Source organism: Bradyrhizobium sp. Kon58 (genome assembly GCF_055807455.1).
On sequence record NZ_JBVVOT010000014.1, the window covers coordinates 1 to 23,227 of the forward strand.

21 protein-coding genes are annotated in these 23,227 nt (G+C 64.9%); 17 read left to right on the plus strand and 4 right to left on the minus strand.

All coding sequences use genetic code 11. The annotated features are described in order from the left end of the window. Positions 1-692: 692 nt before the first annotated feature. Together ilvD and AC0L20_RS22260 are read left to right on the plus strand one after the other, a co-directional pair. Positions 693-2,417, plus strand: a complete 1,725-nt coding sequence (gene ilvD / locus AC0L20_RS22255) for a dihydroxy-acid dehydratase (protein WP_473292103.1) — start codon at positions 693-695, stop codon at positions 2,415-2,417. Then, the gene (locus tag AC0L20_RS22260) at positions 2,404-3,225 is read left to right on the plus strand and encodes a tetratricopeptide repeat protein (protein WP_456764191.1); all 822 of its coding nucleotides are present in this window, start codon (positions 2,404-2,406) and stop codon (positions 3,223-3,225) included. Before ilvD ends, AC0L20_RS22260 begins: the two co-directional genes overlap by 14 nt. Positions 3,226-3,240: 15 nt before the next feature. Here AC0L20_RS22260 and xth read toward each other — a convergent pair whose 3' ends face one another. After that, entirely contained in the window at positions 3,241-4,038 is a 798-nt protein-coding gene (gene xth, locus AC0L20_RS22265) for an exodeoxyribonuclease III (RefSeq protein ID WP_247289705.1), read from the minus strand. A gap of 133 nt (positions 4,039-4,171) precedes the next feature. Between xth and AC0L20_RS22270 the strand changes: the two genes are divergently transcribed. Continuing rightward, on the plus strand, positions 4,172-6,502 hold the full coding sequence (locus AC0L20_RS22270) for an ATP-binding protein (protein WP_473292106.1): 2,331 nt from the start codon (positions 4,172-4,174) through the stop codon (positions 6,500-6,502). A 9-nt stretch (positions 6,503-6,511) separates the two neighbouring features. On the opposite strand, the gene erpA is transcribed toward AC0L20_RS22270, so the two are convergent. Then, a complete protein-coding gene (gene erpA, locus AC0L20_RS22275; protein ID WP_473292110.1) occupies positions 6,512-6,841 on the minus strand; it encodes an iron-sulfur cluster insertion protein ErpA in 330 nt (109 codons plus the stop codon). 134 nt (positions 6,842-6,975) lie between these two features. Between erpA and AC0L20_RS22280 the strand changes: the two genes are divergently transcribed. The 12 genes from AC0L20_RS22280 to surE all read left to right on the plus strand — a co-directional run bounded on the left by AC0L20_RS22280 (position 6,976) and on the right by surE (position 19,144). After that, on the plus strand, positions 6,976-8,184 hold the full coding sequence (locus AC0L20_RS22280; protein WP_473292114.1) for a deoxyguanosinetriphosphate triphosphohydrolase: 1,209 nt from the start codon (positions 6,976-6,978) through the stop codon (positions 8,182-8,184). Between the two features lie 9 nt (positions 8,185-8,193). After that, entirely contained in the window at positions 8,194-9,984 is a 1,791-nt protein-coding gene (argS, locus tag AC0L20_RS22285) for an arginine--tRNA ligase (RefSeq protein ID WP_473292116.1), read from the plus strand. A gap of 142 nt (positions 9,985-10,126) precedes the next feature. Further along, complete coding sequence (locus tag AC0L20_RS22290) at positions 10,127-11,713, plus strand: SPOR domain-containing protein (protein ID WP_473292473.1); 1,587 nt, start codon at positions 10,127-10,129, stop codon at positions 11,711-11,713. A 45-nt stretch (positions 11,714-11,758) separates the two neighbouring features. Next, positions 11,759-12,787 carry a beta-N-acetylhexosaminidase gene (gene nagZ / locus AC0L20_RS22295; protein ID WP_473292118.1) on the plus strand — a complete coding sequence of 343 codons (1,029 nt, stop codon included), beginning with the start codon at positions 11,759-11,761 and terminating at the stop codon, positions 12,785-12,787. Then, a complete protein-coding gene (locus AC0L20_RS22300; protein WP_007590654.1) occupies positions 12,784-13,623 on the plus strand; it encodes a segregation and condensation protein A in 840 nt (279 codons plus the stop codon). Before nagZ ends, AC0L20_RS22300 begins: the two co-directional genes overlap by 4 nt. A gap of 21 nt (positions 13,624-13,644) precedes the next feature. Then, complete coding sequence (gene scpB, locus AC0L20_RS22305) at positions 13,645-14,397, plus strand: SMC-Scp complex subunit ScpB (RefSeq protein ID WP_473292120.1); 753 nt, start codon at positions 13,645-13,647, stop codon at positions 14,395-14,397. A gap of 165 nt (positions 14,398-14,562) precedes the next feature. Further along, a complete protein-coding gene (locus AC0L20_RS22310) occupies positions 14,563-14,799 on the plus strand; it encodes a twin-arginine translocase TatA/TatE family subunit (protein ID WP_007610722.1) in 237 nt (78 codons plus the stop codon). Between the two features lie 88 nt (positions 14,800-14,887). After that, positions 14,888-15,457 (plus strand): Sec-independent protein translocase protein TatB, encoded by a 570-nt coding sequence (gene tatB, locus AC0L20_RS22315; RefSeq protein ID WP_473292122.1) that lies wholly within the window; start codon positions 14,888-14,890, stop codon positions 15,455-15,457. Next, positions 15,454-16,266, plus strand: coding sequence for a twin-arginine translocase subunit TatC (gene tatC / locus AC0L20_RS22320; RefSeq protein WP_473292125.1), 813 nt, complete (start codon positions 15,454-15,456; stop codon positions 16,264-16,266). Before tatB ends, tatC begins: the two co-directional genes overlap by 4 nt. A gap of 217 nt (positions 16,267-16,483) precedes the next feature. After that, the gene (serS, locus tag AC0L20_RS22325; RefSeq protein ID WP_473292128.1) at positions 16,484-17,815 is read left to right on the plus strand and encodes a serine--tRNA ligase; all 1,332 of its coding nucleotides are present in this window, start codon (positions 16,484-16,486) and stop codon (positions 17,813-17,815) included. 94 nt (positions 17,816-17,909) lie between these two features. Beyond that, complete coding sequence (locus tag AC0L20_RS22330; protein ID WP_473292130.1) at positions 17,910-18,272, plus strand: hypothetical protein; 363 nt, start codon at positions 17,910-17,912, stop codon at positions 18,270-18,272. A 104-nt stretch (positions 18,273-18,376) separates the two neighbouring features. After that, on the plus strand, positions 18,377-19,144 hold the full coding sequence (gene surE, locus AC0L20_RS22335; RefSeq protein ID WP_473292132.1) for a 5'/3'-nucleotidase SurE: 768 nt from the start codon (positions 18,377-18,379) through the stop codon (positions 19,142-19,144). 24 nt (positions 19,145-19,168) lie between these two features. Here surE and AC0L20_RS22340 read toward each other — a convergent pair whose 3' ends face one another. Beyond that, entirely contained in the window at positions 19,169-19,540 is a 372-nt protein-coding gene (locus AC0L20_RS22340; protein WP_027567081.1) for a response regulator, read from the minus strand. Positions 19,541-19,767: 227 nt separating this feature from the next. On the opposite strand from AC0L20_RS22340, the gene AC0L20_RS22345 reads away from it, so the two are divergent. Continuing rightward, a complete protein-coding gene (locus AC0L20_RS22345) occupies positions 19,768-20,418 on the plus strand; it encodes a protein-L-isoaspartate(D-aspartate) O-methyltransferase (RefSeq protein ID WP_473292135.1) in 651 nt (216 codons plus the stop codon). A 109-nt stretch (positions 20,419-20,527) separates the two neighbouring features. After that, positions 20,528-21,919 carry a peptidoglycan DD-metalloendopeptidase family protein gene (locus AC0L20_RS22350; protein ID WP_473292137.1) on the plus strand — a complete coding sequence of 464 codons (1,392 nt, stop codon included), beginning with the start codon at positions 20,528-20,530 and terminating at the stop codon, positions 21,917-21,919. Between the two features lie 161 nt (positions 21,920-22,080). Here AC0L20_RS22350 and AC0L20_RS22355 read toward each other — a convergent pair whose 3' ends face one another. After that, positions 22,081-23,097: an ATP-binding protein gene (locus AC0L20_RS22355; RefSeq protein WP_473292139.1), complete on the minus strand. Its 1,017-nt coding sequence runs from the start codon at positions 23,095-23,097 to the stop codon at positions 22,081-22,083. Between the last annotated feature and the right edge of the window lie 130 nt (positions 23,098-23,227).

The window sequence follows — 23,227 nt, forward strand, 5'->3', positions numbered from 1 at the left end:
CCAGCCGGCACCCGGCCTTCCCTGCGCCCTCTTGGCTTTGAGGGTGGAGTGACGAAGCAAAGCTCGGGCGAAATGCGTCGCGAGGCTGCGAAGGCGTGTCTACAATTCAAGATGCGAGCTGGAAGAGTGGCGCTACTGCCTCATGCTCCGTCATTGCGAGTGCAGCGAAGCAATCCAGTCTGCCGCCGCGGGAAGATTCTGGATTGCTTCGCTCAGTTCGCAAAGACGCTTTGAGAGAGTGCGCGCCACACGCCACCCTTGCGTCTCCGGTGCGTAGCGCAGAGGCCTTTGCAGCGCGTAGGGCACGCGCGGGGAGATGATGAAGGCGGCGACTCACCCTGGCTGCGCCTCGTCGTCGCGCCGAAGTTGCGGCGCAGGCACGTACTTGAAGCCTGAAGTTGCGGATTGTCCTCCTGCCGGGGGTATCGCAGTAAGCTCCAATCGTGTCCTGCCGGCCACGATTGTGCCGTCCGTGCAACACCTGTCACGGATTTAACCATCATCTCTGTCCGTTCGCATCGACGCCGCTTTTTGGCCACACCCGGACATGAATAAAATCACTCAAATGTTTTAGCGGCAGCGGTGGTCCTGGAAGGCGACGGGAAATCCCCAAGGTCGATTCAAAAGGTCGATTAAAATCTTGGCTCTGATTTTTCGGGTCTGAAAGGGTTGGCCGGGGAAACTGGTTGGCGATGGACGCGAAGAGCAACATCAAGCAGAGGCTGCCGAGCCGTCACGTGACGGAAGGCCCTGCGCGCGCGCCCCATCGGTCCTACCTCTACGCCATGGGTCTGACCACCGACCAGATCCACCAGCCCTTCGTCGGCGTCGCCTCATGCTGGAATGAGGCCGCGCCCTGCAACATCTCCCTGATGCGCCAGGCGCAGGCGGTGAAGAAGGGTGTCGCATCCGCCGGCGGCACGCCGCGGGAATTCTGCACCATCACCGTGACCGACGGCATCGCCATGGGCCATGACGGCATGCGCTCCTCGCTGCCGTCGCGCGAATGCATCGCCGATTCCGTCGAACTGACGATCCGCGGCCACGCCTATGACGCCCTCGTTGGCCTGGCCGGCTGCGACAAGTCGCTGCCGGGCATGATGATGGCGATGGTCCGCCTCAACGTGCCCTCGATCTTCATCTATGGCGGCTCGATCCTGCCCGGCAATTTCCGGGGCCAGCAAGTCACCGTGCAGGACATGTTCGAAGCCGTCGGCAAGCACTCGGTCGGTGCGATGTCGGACGAGGACCTCGACGAGATCGAGCGCGTGGCGTGCCCTTCGGCGGGTGCCTGCGGCGCCCAGTTCACAGCCAACACGATGGCGACGGTCTCCGAGGCGATCGGCCTGGCGCTGCCGTACTCGGCCGGTGCTCCGGCACCCTATGAAATTCGCGACGCCTTCTGCATGACCGCGGGCGAGCAGATCATGGAGCTGATCGCCCAAAACATCCGGCCGCGCGACATCGTCACCCTCAAGGCGCTGGAGAATGCTGCCGCCGTGGTCGCCGCGTCGGGTGGCTCAACCAATGCTGCACTGCACCTGCCGGCAATCGCGCACGAGTGCGGCATCAAGTTCGACCTGTTCGACGTCGCCGAAATCTTCAAAAAGACACCGTACGTCGCGGATTTGAAGCCGGGCGGCCGTTATGTCGCCAAAGACATGTTTGAAGTAGGTGGCATACCGCTTCTGATGAAGACGCTGCTCGACAACGGATTTCTCCACGGTGACTGCATGACCGTCACCGGTCGAACGATCGCCGAAAACCTCAAAAGCGTGAAGTGGAATCCGCACCAGGACGTGGTGCACCCGGCAGACAAGCCCATCACCGTCACCGGCGGTGTGGTTGGTCTGAAGGGCAATCTGGCGCCAGAAGGTGCGATCGTGAAAGTCGCGGGAATGTCCAACCTCAGGTTCACCGGTCCGGCCAGGTGCTTCGACCGTGAGGAGGATGCTTTCGAGGCCGTCCAGAAGCGCACCTACCGCGAAGGCGAAGTCATCGTGATCCGCTACGAGGGGCCCAAGGGCGGTCCCGGCATGCGGGAAATGCTCCAGACCACCGCGGCGCTGACCGGCCAGGGCATGGGCGGCAAGATCGCGCTTATCACCGACGGCCGCTTCTCCGGCGCCACCCGCGGCTTCTGCATCGGCCATGTCGGGCCGGAAGCCGCCATCGGCGGCCCGATTGGACTGCTCGAGGACGGCGATATCATCGAGATCGACGCGGTCGCCGGTACCCTTAACGTAAAATTGAGCGACCAGGAGCTTGCCCAGCGCAAGACCAAATGGACCGCTCGCGCGACTAACCACACGACGGGCGCGCTCTGGAAATATGCTCAGCAGGTTGGACCAGCGGTCGGTGGGGCAGTGACCCATCCGGGCGGCGCGCACGAGAAACAGTGCTATGCGGACATCTAGGCGTACCATCGTTGCGTTTGTGTTGGGGGCTACCGCGCTGGCCGCGCCGGCGCTCGCCTTTGACGGCGCACCCGTCAGCCAGAAGGATGCGACCATCCCGGTGGTCACGACCTTGCCGGGCGCAGCAGGCAAGGTGCGCAATGTACCGCCAGTCGTGCCCCAGGAAACCTCGCTCAGCGCCCTGCAATATGCCGCGGAGGGTGGTCATCCCATCGCGCAGTGGAAGCTCGGCCGCATGTACGCCAATGGCGACGGCGTCGCCCAGGACGATGTGCGTGCGTTCGAGTATTTCACCCGGATCGCCAACGCGCATGCGGAAGACAGCCCGTCGGCGCCGCAGGCGCAGATCGTCGCCAACGCCTTTGTAGCGCTCGGTCGCTATTATCTCAGCGGCATCCCGAATTCGAAGGTCAAGCCGGACCAGGAGCGGGCGCGGGAGATGTTCTCCTATGCCGCGTCCTATTTCGGCAATGCGGATGCGCAATACGATCTCGCCCGCCTGTACCTGAAGACACCGGACGCTTCGCGCGAGGATTTCCGCTACGGCGCACGCTGGCTTGGGCTTGCCGCGCAGAAGGGCCAGCACGAGGCCCAGGCGCTGCTCGGCCAGATGCTGTTCAACGGTGACCGCCTGCCGCGGCAGGCCGCGCGCGGCCTGATGTGGCTGACGCTGGCGCGCGACAGCGCAGGCAGCGACGAGATCTGGATCAAGGAAAACTACAACCGCGCCTTCGCAAAGGCCTCCGACGATGATCGCGCCATGTGCCTGCAGATGCTGGAGCAGTGGGTGCAGGGCCGCCGGGAGTAAGTGGTTGAGGCGGCCTCACGCCGCCTCAAGATCGAGATCCGCCCACACCGGCACGTGGTCCGACGGCTTCTCCCAGCTGCGCACATAGCTGTCGATGCCGACATTGGCGAGCCGGTCGCTGGCCTGTGGCGACAGCAGCAGATGGTCGATCCGCAGGCCATGGTTCTTCTGCCAGGCGCCGGCCTGGTAATCCCAGAACGTGTAGAGCCCGGGCTCGTCGGTGACGGCCCGAAGCGCATCGGTCAGGCCGAGGCCGAGCAGGGACTGAAAACTCTCCCGCGTCTCGGGCTTGAACAGGGCGTCCTCGGTCCAGGCGGCGGGATTATGGACGTCCCGGGCATGCGGAATGACGTTGAAGTCGCCTGCGAGGATCAGCGGCTCTTCGGTCTTGAGGCGCTCCTTCGAATACTCAAGAAGCCGCGACATCCATTTGAGCTTATAGGGATATTTCTCGGTCCCGACCGGATTGCCGTTGGGCAGATAGAGGCAGGCGATGCGCAGCACGCCGGACTTGAGCGTCACCACGCCTTCGAGGAAGCGGGCATGGGCGTCCTCGTCGTCGCCGGCCAGCCCCGATTTGGTCTCGTCGAACCTGAGCTTCGAGAGCAGGGCGACACCGTTGAACGTCTTCTGCCCGTGGGTGACCACGTTGTAGCCGAGCGCCTCGATCTCCAGCCGCGGAAAGGCCTCGTCGACGCATTTGATCTCCTGGAGGCAGACGATGTCCGGCTGGCACTCCTTCAGCCAGGTCAGCAGCAGGTCGATCCGCTGCCGGACCGAGTTCACGTTCCAGGTGGCTATTCTGATGGGCATCTTGGTGGCTCCGGGCAGGGGCCATGGTTAGAACAAAATGCAAACGCGGCAGTCAAGGACGCTGCGAAATCTCCCACAAAATTAACCCGGCTTAAGTCGGGCCCGGGCCATTGATCGTGAAAAGGTTTTTCGAATGGGACGGCCGGACAAATCCATGATGCGAACCGAGCCCCGCGACGGCTTGATCGGCGCGTTCCTGTACTGGCTCGGCGGCTACGAGATCGAGGACGGCCTGACCGCCGGTCTCAGCGAGCGCGAGCTGAGCCGCATCCGCGCCAAGCAGATCGACGCGGTGATACGGCTGATCCCGGTGACGATGGCCGTCACCATGCTCAACGTCGCGGTTGTGCTGGTCCTGTTCTGGGGCAGGGGCTGGAACGACTTTCTCGCGATCTGGGGCATGACCCTCGCGACCGCCGCCTCGCTCGCGGTGCGCGCGTGGCGGCGCTCCCACCAAAGCCCGCCACAGGAAGCCTCGCCCCGCGCCGCGCGGCAGATGTTGCGGCAGGCGTTTTTCCTCGCCGCAATCTGGGGCACGCTGCCGGTCGCGCTGTTCAGCCGCATCGGGCCGACCAGCCAGCTCGTCCTGGCCTGCCTGATGGTCGGCATGATGTCCGGCGGTGCCTTCACACTGTCGACCTTCCCGCGCGCGGGCCTCGTCTATCTCGCGACGACGACGATCGCCTGCGTCGCGGCGCTGCTGTTGTGCGGCACCGGGCCGTATCTCGTGACCGCGGTGTTTCTGCTGCTGTTCGCGTTCTTCATGGCGCGCAACATCGTCTCGCAAGGCAATCTGTTCCTCGGCAATCTCAAGGCCCAGCTCGAACTCGAGCGGCAGACCGAGATCATTTCGCTGTTGCTGAAGGATTTTCAGGAGAATGCCAGCGACTGGCTGTGGCAGACCGACGCCGAAGGGCATCTGGTCGACGTGCCCGAGCGCTTCGCCGCGGTCGCACAGCTGCCACTGCCGCTGCTGAAGGGCGCGCATTTCGCCGACGTGCTCGACATGCTGTGTCCCGAAGACAAGAGCGCGGCCTACAACGTCGTCGGCCTGATGGAGCACGCCGAACCGCTGCACGAGATGAACCTCAAGGTGGTCGCAGGCGGCGAGGCGCGGCTGTGGTCGCTCACTGCGAAGCCGGCCTACGACCGCGACGGTCAATTCCTCGGCTATCGCGGCTTTGGCCGTGACGTGACCGAGCGCTGGCGCGCGGAAAAGGCCGAGGCCGAGAGCCGCGCCAAATCGGATTTCCTCGCCGTCATGAGCCACGAGATCCGCACGCCGATGAACGGCGTGCTCGGGCTTGCCAGCATGCTGCTGGAGACAAAGCTCGATCCGGAGCAGCACGAGGTTGTCACGTCGATCCGCGAATCCGGCGACAACCTCCAGCGCATCCTCAATGACATCCTCGACCTCTCCAAGCTCGAGGCCGGGCGCTTCGCGTTCGAGGTGATCGACTTCGCGCCGCAGGCGCTGGTCGAGGCAGTGGCGACCGTCGTGCGCGCGAGCGCCAAGAGCAAGGGGCTCGCGGTCAGGGTCGAGCTCGATCCCAACCTGCCGCCGACGCTGCGCGGCGATGTCGCGCGTATCCGCCAGGTTCTGCTCAATCTCGCCGCCAACGCGGTAAAGTTCACCGACGAAGGCGAAGTCACGATCACGGCCGTCTGTCAGGCCCGCCGCGATCTGCTCGCCACCGTCGAATGGAGCGTGACCGACAGCGGCATCGGCATCGCCCCCGAGAAGCTCGGCCAGCTCTTCTCCGACTTCGCCCAGGCTGACGCCTCGATCAGCCGCCGCTTCGGCGGCACCGGGCTGGGCCTAGCGATCTCCCGGCGCATCATCGAGCAGATGGGCGGCACCATCGGCGTCACTTCGACGCCGGGCGAAGGCTCGACCTTCCGCTTCACGCTGGTGCTGCCGTGGAGCCAGATGCAAACGTCCGATCACGACGCAGGCCGCGAGGAAGCCGACGATCTCAAGGCGCGCATCGCGGGCCTCGACCGACCGCTGAAGGTGCTGGTCGCCGAGGACGACGCCGTCAACCGCATGGTCGTGAGCAAGATGCTCGGTGCCTTCGATGTCGAGTTGCGCGTCGTGACCGACGGTGTCGAGGCCGTCGCGGCCGTGTCCGAAGGCGATTACGATATCGTGCTGATGGACGTGCGCATGCCCGAGATGGACGGCCTTGCCGCGACCCGCGCGATTCGCGCCGAGGGCGGACGCTTCGCGGCCTTGCCGATCATCGCGCTGACCGCCAATGCCTTCCCCGAGGACGTCAAGATCTGCCGCGAGGCGGGGATGTCCGACTTCCTCGCCAAACCGCTGCGCAAGCCGGCGCTGGTCACGTCGCTGCTGCGTGCGCTGGACGGCCAATGGGTGTCGGAGGACGCACCGCTTCAGCCCGAGCAGATGCCGGTCGAAGCGGACTGGACGGACGAGGAAAGGCAGATCACCGGCGCTTAGCCGGCGACGTCAGATCGAGAAGCTGGTCCCGCAGCCGCAGGACGCCGTGGCGTTGGGATTGTTGACCCGGAACGAGGCGCCGATCAGATCGTCGACGAAATCGACCTGCGACCCCGCCAGGAACGGCTGCGAGGCGGAATCGACCAGCACCACCGCATTGTCCTGCTCGATCACGAGATCGTCTTCGGTGCGGGCACGGTCAATGTCGAACTTGTATTGGAAGCCGGAACAGCCGCCGCCCTCGACCGAGATCCGCAGCATCGCGCCAGACCCTTCGCCCTTGAGGATCTCCCCAATCCGGCGTGCGGCCTTGTCACTGATGGTCACGTCAGTCGTCATCGTTCGTCTCCGATAGGCCCGCGGTTACACCAAAGTCACCTGAGGGGCGCTTGCCCAATTCAGTTGGTATCCCGCGTCCGGCATAGTTAAGTGCCACCATACGCAGAATCAAATGGATAGGGACTAAATTCGCCGTGTCCGTCGGAATGGCTGCCCCCCACGCGCCCTATGCCTGCGACCCCGAACGCAGTCGCGGCCGGCTGGTTGCGGAACCGCCGAGCCGGACCCGCAGCCCGTTCCGGCGGGATTGCGACCGGGTGATCCATTCCACCGCGTTCCGCCGGCTGAAGTACAAGACCCAGGTGTTCGTGTTCCACGAGGGCGATCACTACCGCACCCGGCTGACCCATTCGCTGGAGGTGGCGCAGATCGCCCGGGCGCTGGCGCGGCAGCTCGGGCTGGACGAGGACCTCACGGAAACCCTGGCGCTCGCCCACGATCTTGGCCATCCGCCGTTCGGGCACGCCGGCGAGCGGGCGCTGGACGCCTGCCTGAAGGATTTTGGCGGCTTCGACCACAACGCCCAGACGCTCCGCGTCGTTGCAGCGCTGGAACACCGCTATCCCGAATTCGACGGGCTCAACCTGACCTGGGAATCGCTGGAGGGCATCGTCAAGCACAACGGCCCGCTGACCGATCGCAGCGGTGAGCCGGTTGGGCGTTATCGCGAGCACGGCATTCCCGTCGGCATCGCCGACTACATCAAGACCTACGATCTCGAATTGTGGAGTTTCGCCTCGCTGGAGGCACAGGTCGCCGCGATCGCCGACGACATCGCCTATGATGCCCACGACATCGACGACGGCCTGCGCGCCGGCCTGTTTCACCTCGACGACCTCAAGGTGATGCCGCTGACCGCGGAGATCATCGCCGAAACTTCTGCGCACTACCCCGATCTCGAAGACGTCAGGCGCGGCGCCGAACTGGTGCGCGAGCTGATCTCACACTTGATCGGTGCCGTGTTCGCCGAGGCGCAGACAAACCTTGCCGCCGTGAAACCGCAATCCGCTCAGGACGTGCGCCAGCAGAGCCGGGCATTGATCGCGTTCCCCGCCGCGGTCGCCGAGGAGGAGGCCGCCATCAAGCGCTTTCTCTATCAACACATGTACCGCCACAAGCGGGTCATGCGGGTGATGAGCGAGGCGGAACAGATCCTGTTCGACCTGTTCGCAAAATACCTCACATCGCCCGGCGAGCTGCCGCCGGAATGGCTGGTCGGGGCGGACGTGGACAATGACGGCGACCGGGCCCGCCGGATCGGCAATTTCATTGCCGGAATGACCGACCGTTTCGCCCTGACCGAGCACCAGCGGCTCTTTGACTCGACCCCGGATTTGCGTTAGGCGGCGCCCATGCCCGACACATCCTCAGCACTGCACCTGTTCGCCGACGTGCTCGCGCGCGTGCACGTCGTCTGCCGCGCGCTCGCGGCGGAATCCAACTGGCCCGAGGGCATCGATGTCTCGCGCGTGGTGGTCGAGCCGCCGCGCGATGCCTCCCATGGCGACATGGCGACCAACGCGGCCATGGTGCTTGCGAAAGAGGCAAAGGCAAAGCCGCGCGACCTCGCCGAGCAGATCGCCGAACGGCTGCGCGCGGACCCGCTGATCACGAAGGTCGACGTCGCCGGTCCCGGCTTCATCAACCTGACGCTGAAGCCGGCCGCATGGGCCGAGGCACTGCGGACCGTGCTGCGCGAGGGCGCCGATTACGGCCGCGCCCGCGGCGGCTCCAAGGTCAACGTCGAATATGTCTCCGCCAACCCGACCGGACCGATGCATGTCGGCCATTGCCGCGGCGCCGTGTTCGGCGACGCGCTGGCAAGCCTGCTCGAGTTTGGTGGCCGTGACGTCACCCGCGAATATTATATCAACGACGCCGGTGCCCAGGTCGACGTGCTCGCACGCTCCGCGTTCCTCAGATATCGCGAAGCGCTGGGCGAAGACATCGGCGCGATTCCGGAAGGCCTTTACCCCGGCGACTATCTGAAGCCCGTCGGGCAGGCGCTGGCCAAAGAGCACGGCGACAAGCTCCTCGCCATGAGCGAGGGCGCGTGGCTGCCGGCGGTACGCGCCAAGGCGATCGCGATGATGATGGACGAGATCAAGGACGATCTTGCCGCGCTCAACATCCGCCACGACGTGTTCTTCTCCGAGCGCTCGCTGCTGGACGCCGGCAACAACAAGGTCGCCGAGACCATCGATTTCCTGCGTGCCAAGGGCGACATCTACCAGGGCCGTCTGCCGCCGCCAAAGGGGGCCCCGGCCGAGGATTGGGAAGACCGCGAGCAGTTGCTGTTCAAGGCGACCGCCTATGGCGACGACGTCGATCGCCCGCTGATCAAGTCGGATAATTCCTACACCTACTTCGCCGCCGACATCGCCTACCACAAGAACAAGTTCGACCGTGGTTTTGCGGAGATGATCGACGTCTGGGGCGCCGACCATGGCGGCTATATCAAGCGCATGCAGGCGGCGGTGAAGGCGACGACCTCCGGCAAGGGGGCGCTCGACGTCAAGATCGTCCAGCTCGTGAAGTTGCTGCGTAACGGCGAGCCGGTGAAAATGTCCAAGCGGAGCGGGGACTTCGTCACCTTGCGTGAGGTGGTGGATGAAGTCGGCCAGGACGCCGTCCGCTTCATGATGCTCTACCGCAAGAACGACGCGGTGCTCGACTTCGACCTCGCCAAGGTCATGGAACAGTCGCGCGACAACCCGGTGTTCTACGTGCAGTATGGCCACGCCCGCGGCCATTCGATCTTCCGCAACGCCCGGGCCGAGGTGTTCCCGGAACTCCCGGAGGAAACGGAAAAGCGCATCGCTTGGCTCGGTGAGTCGGCGGTGGAACGGCTGTCGGACCCGGCTGAGCTCGAGCTTCTTAAGCGGCTCGCAATTTTTCCGCGCATGCTCGAAGCGGCAGCAAGCGCCCACGAGCCGCACCGAATTGCCTTCTATCTCTATGACTTAGCGAGCGAATTTCACGCACTTTGGACGAAGGGGCGCGATTTGCCCTATTTACGCTTCATTATCAATAATGATGCAGATCTAACGAAGGCGCGGCTGGCCATGGTCCAGGGCGTCGTCTCTGTCCTGGCATCGGGCCTCGCCATCCTCGGCGTCCATGCTCCGGACGAGATGCGGTAGTTTGGGGCGAACTACTTAAGGGGAATTTGTGGGGGTAACCGGCAGAAGCCGGATCGCTTAGACTTGGTTGAAAGCCTTGTGGGTCGAAAGCCGTGCCTTGGTCGAGGGGCGCGCGGCTTTCCCGAAGGGACGCATCATCACGATGGCCGAACGATATCAGGACAGACCGTTTCCTTCCGATGACTATGGTCGCGGTGGCGATCAGCATGGGGGCGGCGATCCCTTGGCCGAACTTGCCCGCTTGATCGGGCAGACCGATCCGTTCGCAGCGCAAGGGCGGCCGGGCGTGCACCCGCCTGCAGCACCTGCGCCTGCCCAGAGCTATCAGGACGACGGCTATCGCCAGGACGACTATCGCCACGACGATGACCAGCAGGACTATGCTGAGCAGGCCCCACCGCCGCCGCCCGGGCCACCCTCATGGATGCGGCGCGCCAATGTGCAGCCGCAGACGGCGCCAGCTGAGCCTGCCTATCCCGCGTCCGTAAACCCGGTTCATCCCCTGCATCGGTATTCAGCCCAGCCGACTGCGCCCGAGCCCGAACCTGACTTTCGTCAGCCGCAGGCCTATCCGGATCAGGCCTATCAAGCTCCTGCTTATCAAGCTCCTGCCTATCAGGATCAGGCCTACCAGCAGCACGATCAGGCTTACCAAGAGCAAGCCTATCAGCAGCCCGATCCGGCGCGCTACGACGACGCGCTCTACGGACGGCTGGAGGCGGGCGAGCAGGACTACCAGCGCGATCCCGCCTATCCCGACGATCCTTACGCGTTCCAGAGCGACTATCCCGAGGCCGATCTCGACGAGCCGAAGAAGCAGCGCGGCGGCATGATGACCGTGGCGGCGATCCTGGCTCTTGCCGTGGTCGGGACCGGCGCTGCGTTCGCCTACAAGACCTATGTGGGCTCGCCCCGCAGCGGCGAGCCGCCGATCATCAAGGCCGACAACACGCCGACCAAAATCGTTCCGGCGCCGTCGGACTCCTCGGCCAAGGTGCCGGACCGCATGGTCACTGGTGATGGTACCGAGAAGATCGTGCCGCGCGAGGAGGCGCCTGTCGACGTCAACGCCAAGGCGGGAGGTCCCCGCGTGGTGTTCCCGCCGCTGAACCAGAACGCGAACCCGCCGCCGGTCGCAAGCGTGTCGCCGTCCAGCATTCCGTTGTCGAGTGCGGGACCGAATCCGAGCAACGGCACGCTGCCGAACAATTCGCCGCGCGCGATCAGGACCGTGGCCGTGAAGGGCGATCAGACCGACGCCACGGCGTCGCAAGCCGCCGCCGTCGCGAAGCCGGCAGCTCCACCGAAGCCCGTTGCGGCACCCGCTGCGCCGCGCACGCCGCCGACCTCGGCCAATGCCAGTGCCAATCAGCCGCTCTCGCTGGCGCCGCAATCGGCGCCGGCTGCGGAGCCGCCGCAGCGGATGGCTGCGACCAATCCGACGCAAATTGCGCCCGCGAGCAGCGGTGGCGGCGGCTACGTCGTGCAGGTCTCCTCGCAGCAGACCGAGGATAGCGCTCACGCCTCCTACCGGGTGCTTCAGGGCAAGTACGGCAGCGTGCTCGGCTCTCGCGCACCGGTGGTCAAGCGGGTCGACCTGACCGACAAGGGTAAGGGAATCGTCTACCGCGCCTTCGCTGGGCCCTACGGCTCGCTCGAAGAGGCCAACCAGGCCTGCAACAGTCTGAAATCCGCGGGCCTGTCTGCCTGCTTCGTCCAGAGGAATTAACGGCCGTTTCCTTGACCCTCTCGCGGGTCGGGGTTAATCGGCCGTATGAGCACGCGGGCCTTCATTACCGGCGTTTCCGGAACGGAACTAACCGCCGCCGAGCGGGAGTTTATCCGCAGCGAACGCCCATGGGGTTTCATCCTCTTCAAGCGCAACGTCGAGACGCCGGCTCAAGTTGCTGCACTCGTTGCGGAATTGCGGGCGGTCGCGGGCTCTCCTGATGCCCCTGTCCTGATCGACCAGGAGGGCGGCCGGGTGCAGCGGCTGGGCCCGCCGCATTGGCCGCTCTATCCGCCGGGCGCTATTTTCGCGGATCTCTACGATACTGATTCGGCGCTCGGGCTGACCGCGGCGCGCCTCAGCGCCCGGCTGATCGCGGCCGATCTCGCAGATCTCGGCATTACCGTGGATTGCTTGCCGCTGGCCGACGTGCCGGTGGCTGGCGCCAACGCCGTCATCGGGAACAGGGCTTACGGCACCGAACCGGGAAAGGTCGCCGCGATCGCCCGCGCGGTCACCGACGGCCTGGAACAGGGGGGCGTGTTGCCGGTCCTCAAGCACATCCCCGGCCATGGCCGAGCTACGGCCGATACGCATTTCAATCTGCCGAATGTCGACACGCCGCGAGACGAGCTGGATCGCACCGACTTCGCGGCGTTCAAGCCTTTGGCGGATTTGCCGATGGCCATGACTGCACATGTTGTGTTTAGCGCGGTCGACCCCGCCCATCCGGCGACGACATCTGCGACAATGATCGCTGAGGTGATTCGCGGCACAATCGGGTTCCAGGGTTTGTTAATGAGTGATGACGTGTCGATGAATGCGCTGTCGGGCAATATCGCCGAGCGGACCCGCGCGATTTTTGCGGCCGGTTGCGACATGGCCCTGCATTGCAACGGCAACATCGAGGAAATGCGTGAGGTCGCCGGCCAGACACCCGAACTGGCGGGCAGGGCGCTGGAGCGGGCGAATGCCGCGCTCGCGGCGCGCAAGGGACCGCAGCCGTTCGATCGCGCGGCCGCACGCGCCGAACTGGACGCATTGATCGCACGGGCAAACACGGCATCGGCATGACCGCAGAAATCCTATCGTTTGAAACCGGGCGGCCCGCAGAGCTCGCCGAGGGTGAGCCGGCGTTGGTGGTGGACGTCGAGGGTTATGAAGGTCCGCTCGACCTGCTGCTCGCGCTGGCGCGGCAGCAGAAGGTCGATCTCGCCAAGATTTCGATCTTGGCGCTGGCCGACCAGTATCTCCACTTCATCGAAGCCGCGCGAAAGATCCGCCTCGAGCTTGCCGCCGACTATCTCGTGATGGCGGCCTGGCTCGCCTTCCTGAAATCGCGCCTGCTGCTGCCGGAGCCGCCGAGCGCGGAAGGCCCGAGCGCCGAGCAGATGGCGACGGCGCTCGCCAACCGCCTGCGTCGGCTGGAGGCTATTCGTGAAGCCGCCAACCGGCTGATGAATAGGCAGCAATTGCTGCGCGACATCTTCCCGCGCGGAGAGCCCGAGCAGATCGCCGAGATCAAGCATCCGAAATACACCGCAACGCTCTATGACCTGCTCACCGCCTATGCCGCGCAGCGCCAGTCGCGCGTGCTGGCGAGCGTGCATCTGGCCAAGCGCACGGTGTGGTCGCTCGCCGAGGCGCGCGCCACGCTGGAGCGGCTGGTCGGCAGCATCAGCGAGCAGGACGATTGGGGCGTTCTCGACGATTTTCTGCTGCAGCACGTCGCCGATCCGACGCAGCGCGCGACGGTGCTCGCCTCGAGTTTCGCGGCTGCGCTCGAGCTGGTGCGCGAAGGTCAGCTCGAGCTGAATCAGAAAGAGGCGTTTGCGCCCATCTATTTCCGGAAGGGGCGCCCCAAGCCGGTCATGGACGCAGCTCCTGCGCCCGATGCGCCGGTCGCTTAAGTGCAACAAGGAGAATCTGCCATGGCAAGCCTGGCTGAAGTGCGGGTAGAAGAGGCCGAGCCGATGGAGAACGAGTCCCAGGCACGTCCCGAAGAATTGCGGCTGCTGGAAGCGCTGCTGTTCGCTTCGAATGAACCGCTGGATACCGCGACGCTGGCCAAGCGCATGCCCGAGGGCGTGGACGTGAAGGTCGCGCTCGAGCAGTTGCAGGCCGACTATTCCCTGCGCGGCGTGAATCTCGTGCGGGTTGCCAACAAATGGACCTTCCGCACCGCGGGTGATCTCGCCTGGCTGATGACCCGCGAGAGCACCGAGACCCGCCGACTGTCGCGCGCCGCGATCGAAGTGCTGGCGATCATCGCCTATCACCAGCCGGTGACGCGCGCCGAGATCGAGGAGATCCGTGGCGTCGTCACTTCGAAGGGCACGCTGGACGTGCTGCTGGAAACCGGCTGGATCAAGCCGCGGGGGCGTCGCAAGACGCCGGGCCGTCCCTTGACCTTCGGAACCACCGAGGACTTCCTGTCGCAGTTCACGCTGGAACAGCTCGGCGATCTGCCGGGTCTGGAGGAGCTGAAGGGCACGGGCCTGCTGGATTCGCGCCTGCCGACCGGATTCAGCGTGCCGACGCCGTCGGATGACCCGACTTTGCGTGAGGACGAGGATCCGCTGGAGCCGGGCGAGGACCTTGATCTCGCGCTGGCGCCTGCTGTCGAGCCCGAGACGCCGCCGGAAGGCGGCCATGAGAGTGGCGAGGGCGGCAGCGAGGACTGACGTCCGGGCCTTTTGGTGGCCCCCTGCGACCAGTTAACACTAGCAAAATTACGTAGCGCCAACAGCGAATTGGCGCTGCCTTGGTCCTTGTTTTTGACACCTGCCAAGCCTAGGTTTCGGTGAAGATCGGCCGGTCCCGGCCATGCGCGTTTGGAGGGTTGCAGGATGGGTTCACTCAGCATTTGGCACTGGGTCCTGGTGATCGCAGTGGTCCTGCTGCTGTTCGGTCGCGGCAAGATTTCGGATCTGATGGGCGACGTGGCGCAGGGCATCAAGGCGTTCAAGAAGGGCATGCAGGACGACGACAAGGTCGCCGACAAGCCCGAGCCGGCCAAGTCCATCGAGCACAACAATGCCGCGCCGACCGCGGCACGGTCCGACGTCGGCAGCAAGGCCGTCTAAGCCAGAGAGCACGCGAGACGCGGGTAGCGGCCCCGATCCTGCGCGCGAGGGATTGGGCCGGCTGCGGCTGGCGTGAACGGAAGACCTCATGTTCGACATCGGGTGGAGTGAACTGGTCCTGATCGGGGTCGTGGCCCTGATCGCCATCGGCCCGAAAGAGCTGCCGGGCGTGCTGCGCATGGTCGGGCAGTGGATGGGCAAGGCGCGCAAGATGGCCGCCGAATTCCAGGGCCAGTTCCAGGAAGCGATGCGCGAGGCCGAAATGGCCGACCTCAAGAAGAGCTTCGATGAGGTCAAGGAAGCGGCTTCCGGCTTCGCCGGCAACAATCTGATGACCTCGCTCCAGAAGGACGTCAGCGACGCGCTCCGCGTCGATGCGCTGGACAAGCCGGCCGAGACCTCCGCCGCTGTCGAACCGCCGGCGACTTCAAGCGAAGCGCTTGCGACTTCAAGCGACGCGCTGATGACGCCCACCACGCCGGAAGCACCGACGCCCGAGACCTTCGTGGAAGCTGAGGCACATGCGGCCGTGAACGAGCCGCTCGCCATCACCCGTGAGGTCGAGCAGGCGCAGGTCGCTCAAGGTTCGGTCACGCAAGATTCGGTCGTCCAGGACACTGCGCCGGCCGAGGCGATCAAGGACGCCAAAGCGTCATGAGCGCCGCCGATATCGAGGCCAGCAAAGCTCCCCTGATGGACCATTTGATCGAGCTGCGTTCGCGGCTGATCAAGGCGCTCCTTGGCTTCGGCATTGCCTTCATCTTCTGCTTCTTCTTCGCCAAGCAGATCTACAACGTGCTGGTCTGGCCGTTCGTGTGGGTCGCGGGTCCCGAGAACTCGAAATTCATCTACACCGCGTTGCTGGAATATTTCATCACCCAGCTCAAGCTCGCGCTGTTCGGCGCCGGCTTCATCTCGTTCCCGATCGTCGCGACGCAGATCTACAAGTTCGTCGCTCCGGGTCTCTACAAACATGAGAAGCAGGCGTTCCTGCCGTATCTGGTCGCGACCCCGTTCTTCTTCGTGCTGGGCGCAGCACTGGTTTATTTCGTCGTGCTGCCGATGCTGGTCCGCTTCTCGCTCGGCATGCAGCAGGCCGGCAGTGACGAGACCGCGCAGATCCAGCTGCTGCCCAAGGTCGGCGAATATCTGTCGCTGATGATGTCGCTGATCTTCGCCTTCGGCATCGCCTTCCAGCTTCCGGTGATCCTGACGCTGCTCGGGCGCATCGGCATCGTCACGTCAAAAATGCTGCGCGAGAAGCGCCGCTATTTCATCGTCGTCGCCTTCGTCATCGCTGCCGTTCTGACCCCGCCCGACGTGCTCAGCCAGTGCTCGCTCGCGATCCCCTTGCTCGCGCTTTACGAGGGCTCGATCATCGCGGTGGGAATTGTGGAGAAGAAGGCGGCGGCGTCAAAGGTTACCACAGGCACGGACGTGTCGACGCCGGCCAATCCGGCGGAGTAGGGCGCTTCGACCTCCGCTGTCATTCCCCGCCTTGTGCGCAATTGCGCATTGGAGCGGGGAATCCAGTACGCCGCGGCCTCTCGGGGGAATCACTGACGTCTCTGGAATACTGGATCATCCGCCTTCGCGGATGATGACAGCCGTGCTAGGAGACGCGCTGATGTAAACTGACAACGTTCGCCGTTGTATGTTTACGCGCTGCCCCAGGACCTCGGCCATGCACGACATCAAATCGATCCGCGACAACCCGCAAGCCTTCGACGCCGGCCTCGCACGACGCGGCCTGAAGCCCTTGTCGGCTTCGCTGCTTGCGATCGACGAGACCCGGCGTGCGGCGATCCTGGCTTCCGAGCAGGCGCAGGCGCGGCGCAATGCGGCCTCCAAGGAAATCGGCGATGCCAAGAAGGCGAAGGACGAGGCGCGCGCGGCGAAGCTGATGGCGGAAGTTACCGAGCTCAAGACCACGATGCCGGAGCTCGAGGCGACCGCGAAGGCTGCCGACGAGGAGCTGACGAAAGAGCTGTCCGCGATTCCGAACATCCCGTTAGACGAAGTGCCCGATGGCGTCGACGAGCACGGCAACGTTCAGCACCATGTGTTCGGCAACAAGCGCAATTACGGCTTCGCGCCGAAGCTGCACGACGATCTCGGGACCGCTCTCGGCTACATGGATTTCGAGGCAGCGGCAAAACTCTCGGGTGCGCGCTTCGTCGTGCTCAAGAAAGGGTTGGCGAGACTGGAGCGCGCGCTCGGCCAGTTCATGCTCGACCTGCATACCAACGAGCACGGCTACACCGAGATAAACCCGCCGCTGCTGGTGCGCAACGAGGTGATGTTCGGCACCGGGCAGTTGCCGAAATTCGAGGACGATCAGTTCTGGGCGATCAGGGGTGAGCTCCTGGCCGCGCCGGACCCGGAGCGGCTGATGACCGAGCGCCTCGGCCTCATCCCGACCGCCGAGGTTGCCCTCACCAACCTCGTCCGCGAATCCATTCTCGACGAAAAGCAGCTGCCGATGCGCCTGACCGCGCTGACGCCGTGCTTTCGCGCCGAGGCGGGCGCCGCTGGGCGCGACACCCGCGGCATGATCCGGCAGCACCAATTCACCAAGGTCGAACTCGTCTCGATCACGACGCCGGAGACGAGCAAGGACGAGCACGAGCGCATGCTCGCCTGTGCTGAGGAAGTGCTGCGGCGGCTCGAGCTGCATTACCGCGTGATGACGCTGTGCACCGGGGATATGGGTTTCTCGTCGCAAAAAACCTATGACATCGAGGTCTGGATGCCGGGCCAGGGCGACGGCGGGGCATTCCGCGAGATCTCGAGCTGCTCGGTGTGCGGCGATTTCCAGGCCCGCCGGATGGACGCGCGCTCGCGCGGCCCCGATGGCAAGCCGCGGTTCGTGCACACGCTCAACGGCTCCGGCACCGCGCTCGGTCGCGCGCTGATCGCCGTGATGGAGACCTATCAGCAGGAGGACGGCTCGATTGCGGTCCCCAGCGTGCTCCAGCCCTATATGGGCGGGCTGAAGGTGGTCGCACGCGACTAGGCGTGCCGCCCATCTGAAATGGAGAAACGTTTGGTTGCGAAGATCGGGCGGCCGGTTATCCTGCTGGCCACCCGACAACGCGAACCCATCGTTCATGGCCTTGCACCGCGACATCTTCTGGGTCGGCAGACAATGGGCGGTGACGGGTGCCGGCATCCAGGCTGTCGATCAGCGGCTGCGTGGCGTGCTCGACATCGCGGTCACGCGGCTCTGGGACGATCATCTCGTCCAGAGCCGGCGAGCCAAACCCGGTGTGAATGCCGCGGATTTCGACCAGGCACTGACGCTGGCACGCGAACGCTTCCCGCAGGCGCCGGTGGCGGACCCGTTCGTCGCACAGCTGGAGGCGCTCGGCGTCATCGAGGGGCCGATCGTGACCCCGGTCGTGCCGGCGATGAAATTGCATGCGGAGGGCCGGCTGGCGCGCTTTCTGCCGCAATGGCGCGTTCGCCGATAGCCGGCCACGCCGGCAACCGGGTGCCGGCCCCAGTCGGCCGGTTTGCCTGATCGGCCCCGGCCGGATAAGACGGCTCAGACCCGCTTCAGGAATCGACTTTTCCCATGCGCATTCTCTGCACCAATGACGACGGCATCCACGCCCCCGGCCTCAAGGTTCTGGAGGAGATCGCGCGCGCATTGTCCGATGACGTCTGGGTTGTCGCGCCTGAGCTCGACCAGTCCGGCGTGTCGCATTCGTTGTCGCTGAACGATCCGCTGCGCCTGCGCGAGGTCGGCCCGCGGCATTTCGCGGTGCGCGGCACGCCGACCGACTGCGTCATCATGGGCGCGCGCCACATCCTCGGCGCCAAGCTGCCCGATGTCGTGCTGTCCGGCGTCAACAAGGGCCGCAACGTCGCCGAGGACGTGGTCTATTCCGGCACCATCGCCGGCGCGCTGGAGGGTACTATCCTGGGGCTGCCATCGTTCGCCCTGTCACAGGAATTCAGCGTCGAGACCCGCGACCGGCCGCTGTGGGACACTGCGCGTAAATTCGGGCCCGACATCCTGCGCAAGGTGATCGCCGCCGGCATCCCGAAGGACACCGTCATCAACGTCAACTTCCCGGCCCTCGCGCCGGAGGATGTGCTCGGCATTCGCGTGACGCGGCAGGGCAAGCGCAATCTCGGCTTTCTCAAGATCGACGAGCGCAGGGACGGTCGTGGCAATCCCTATTTCTGGATCGGATTCGAGCGCACCGCGATGATGGATACGCCGGCCGACGGCACCGATCTCGCGGCGCTGCGCGAACGCTACGTCTCCGTCACGCCGCTCAGGCTCGACCGGACCAACGAGGCGTTTTCCGACGCGCTGAGTGCGACGCTGAAGTAAGTCCGACCTGGAACGGGGCCTAGTCTAGCCGCCGCGAAGCGCGGCTTCGATGGTCTTGCCGAGGGCGTCGAGCTGAAATGGCTTCTGAAGCGCCGGCCGATCGCGGTACTGCTCGGGCAGGCCGGAGGAGCCGTATCCGGTGGCGAAGATGAACGGGCAGCCCTTCGCCTTGATGACATCGGCGACCGGCGAGATGACCTTGCCGTTGACGTTGACGTCGAGAATGGCGATGTCGAACTCGGTTGCCTGGGCGAGCCGCATGGCTTCGGTGATGTCGCCAGCCTCGGCTGCGATCTTGTAGCCAAGCTCTTCGAGCATGTCCGCGACCATCATCCTGATCATCACCTCGTCTTCGACGAGGAATACAGAGCGGCCGGTAAGCCCCGTCGAGGTCATGGTCGAGTCCTTGCCCATTGCCAAAAACGTTCGCAGATAACATGAATCGACGCAATGCGCGTTTCGACGAACGGATGCATCAAAATGGCCGTCGAGGCTCGCCCGTTGCAAGCCAATTTATGGTCAACTACGCCATCCGAAGCCTATCATGGGTTCCCTGAGCCGGAACAGGAATCCCCCGCCCCAGGGTTGGCGTCCCGGACCCCAAAAGACAGCACAAGCAGGCTATGACCTCCCATCAGCACCCGCCGGAAAAGATGATGTTTCAGCTCACGCTGAGGCGTCGGGGCATCAGCGACCAGGCGGTCCTGCGGACCATGGAGGAGGTGCCGCGCGACCAATTCGTCGACGACGCCGATCGCGACGGCGCCTATCGCGACAGCGCGCTGCCGATCGCCTGCGGGCAGACCATCAGCCAGCCCTTCGTCGTCGCCTACATGACCGAGCAGCTCCAGCTTCAGAAGAAGCACCGCGTGCTCGAGATCGGCGCCGGCTCGGGCTACCAAGCGGCGGTGTTGTCGCGGCTCGCCGGTCAGGTGCTGACGGTCGAGCGTTACCGCAAGCTTGCGGATGCCGCACGTCTCAGGCTTGAAAAGCTCAACTATCACAACGTCGAGGTGATGCTGGGCGACGGACTCAATCTGCCCGCCAATATCGGCCCGTTCGACCGCATCATCGTCACGGCCGCGATGGAGCAGCTCCCGGACAACCTGGTCGAGCGGCTGGAGGTGGGCGGCATCCTGATCGCGCCCGTCGGCCCGCATCAGGGGGTGCAAACGCTGATCCGCCTGAGCCGGACCGAAGCCGGGATCGCGCGCAAGGAACTCGTCGAGGTCCGGTTCGTGCCGGCGCTGCCCGGTGTGGCGCGGGAGCTGTAGAATTCCGGATTGGCTGTGCTGCCAACATCTTATTGGGAGGGTTAAGCCGTTATTTACTCGGCGCGTGTTTACTTAAAACACCAGTTCTGTTGCGTACGAGTGAGTAACCATGTCCGTTGCCGCCGAGTTGCTTTACTCGCGCCGTGTGCCGCAGGTCGCGGTGCTGGCGCTGATCTCCTTCAGCTTCGCAGGGTGCAGCGCCGACATGTCGTCGCGCATGTCCCAGTCGAACTTCTCCAATCCCTTTGCGCAGGAATCGACCGGTTCGGTGCAGCAGGCACCGCCGCCGCAGCGTGAGCTGCCGCAATATTCGCGGCCGCAGACGCAGTCCGGCTATTATCAGTCGCAGCCTTTGCCGCCGGCGGTGTCCGCGCCGCAATCCTACCCCGTTGCAGCAGGCGGCGTGTCCGGAGGCGGCCGCGGTGTTGGCTCCTACGCACCCCCGGCGCAGCCGCATCTGGAGACCACGGCCACCGTGCCGCCGCGCTCGGTTGCAGCCGCCCAGCCGGTCGGTGGAACCAAGATCATCGTCGGCACCAGCGATACGCTCGACCTGCTTGCCAAACGCTACCGCGTCACGCCGCAGGCGATTCTCGCCGCCAACGGCTACAAGGGGCCGCGCGCGCTCTCGCCCGGTCAGCAATTGATCATTCCGCACCAGGCTACGGCCGCTGCGCCCGCGCCGCTCATGGCTCCCGTTGCCGCTGCCCCCGCGCTGGCGCCTGCTACGAGGCCGGTTGTGGCTGTTGCCGCGCCGTCGAGCACGCACTTCGTGAACCACGGCGACACGCTCGCCAGCATTGCCCGCAAGAACCATATCTCGGCGGCCGAATTGGCCCGCGCCAACGGCCTCGATCCCTCTGCAAAACTCAAGCTCGGCGCCAAGCTGGCCGTGCCCGGCGCCAAGACCGCCGCTGTCGCGGCACCGCTCGCCGCGGCCCCGGTCGGAGCCGTTCCCGTCGCGGGGACGCTGCAGCCCGTTGCGGCCGCACCTGCGCCCGCCACCAAGATGGCGGCCGTCGCCGCGCCGGTGCAGAGCGCGCGCCTCGCCCAGGCCACGGCAAATGTCGAAGAGAAAACCGCGGAAGCTCCGGCGAAAGCTGCGGAGACCACCAGTGCGCTGCCGACTTTCCGCTGGCCGGTGCGCGGCAAGGTGGTCACGAGCTACGGCGCCAAGACCAACGGCAAGTCCAACGACGGCATCAATCTCGCGGTGCCCGAGGGTACGCCGGTCAAGGCGGCTGAAGACGGTGTCGTTGCCTATTCCGGCAATGAGCTGAAAGGTTATGGCAATCTCGTCCTGGTTCGGCACTCCAACGGCTACGTCACCGCATATGCCCATGCGAGTGAGCTGATGGTGAAGCGCGGCGATACCATCAAGCGCGGCCAGGTCATTGCCAAGTCGGGTCAATCCGGGGAGGTGGCGTCGCCGCAGCTCCACTTCGAGATCCGTAAGGGATCGAGCCCGGTTGACCCGCTTCAATTCCTGAACGGCGCGTGAGCTCGGAGTAGGGCACGCCATCGCCACAAATGCTGTGTCGTCACCCGGCTCGACCGGGCGATCCAGTACGCCGCAGCGTCTCGATCGATCAAAACCGTCTCTGGAATGCTGAATTCCCCGCCTGCGCGGGGAATGACAGGTGAGGGAGTGGCGGCAGCTCGCTACGTCGCCGCCAACTTTACGCCGAGCCGTCCCGCAAGCTCCTGCACGAACTGCCAGGCGACGCGGCCCGAGCGCGAGCCGCGCGTCGTCGACCATTCAAGGGCCTCGCGCTCCAGCGCGTCGTCGTCGACCTTGACGCCGAAATGGCTGCAATAGCCCCGCACCATGGCGAGATATTCGTCCTGGCTGCAGCGGTGGAAGCCGAGCCAGAGACCAAAGCGATCCGACAGCGAGACCTTCTCCTCGACGGCTTCGCCGGGATTGATCGCGGTCGAGCGCTCGTTCTCGATCATCTCGCGCGCCAGCAGATGGCGGCGGTTGGAGGTGGCGTAGAGGATGACGTTCTCCGGCCGACCCTCGATGCCACCTTCGAGCACCGCCTTGAGCGATTTGTATGACGCATCATTCCCGTCGAAGGAGAGGTCGTCGCAGAACACGATGAAACGGAAGGACGAGGCGCGAAGCTGCTCCATGAGAGCGGGCAGGCTCTCGATGTCCTCGCGATGAATCTCGATCAGCTTCAGTCTGTCGGCTGGTTTGCGCTCCGCGTTGATGCTGGCATGCGCGGCTTTCACCAGCGACGACTTGCCCATGCCGCGCGCGCCCCAGAGCAGCGCGTTGTTGGCGGGCAATCCGTTGGCGAAGCGCTCGGTGTTCTCCATCAGGATGTCGCGCATCCGGTCGACGCCTTTGAGCAGGAACAGTTCGACGCGGCTGACGCGCGGCACCGCCGCAAGGCGGCCGTCCGGGTGCCAGACGAAAGCATCCGCCTGCTTGAACGATTCGCGTTCGGCGGCGGGCTTGCCTTGAGCGGAGAGGTGCGCCGCAATCGTCTCGAGCGCGCGAACGATGCGCTCCTGGGAGACGTTTTGGTTCGCCTTGGAAGTCGCCTTGGAAATGGTCTTGGGAGCTGCCCTGAGGGCTGCCTTGGGACGTTTTGCCGCGACGCGGGCTGGCTTCGTGGCAGGGGTACGGGGGCCTTTGCCGGCCGGGCTTTTGCTTGGTTTTTGGGGCATGTCCGAAGTTCCTGAGAATGCAGCCTTATCGGGCCTGAGCGCGCGCCGCAAGGTGGCTAAAAGGGCGGTCTGGCAGCGTTGCAATTGGGGCAATGGCCGCTATAGTCCGCGCGAATTTGACCGAACCGGT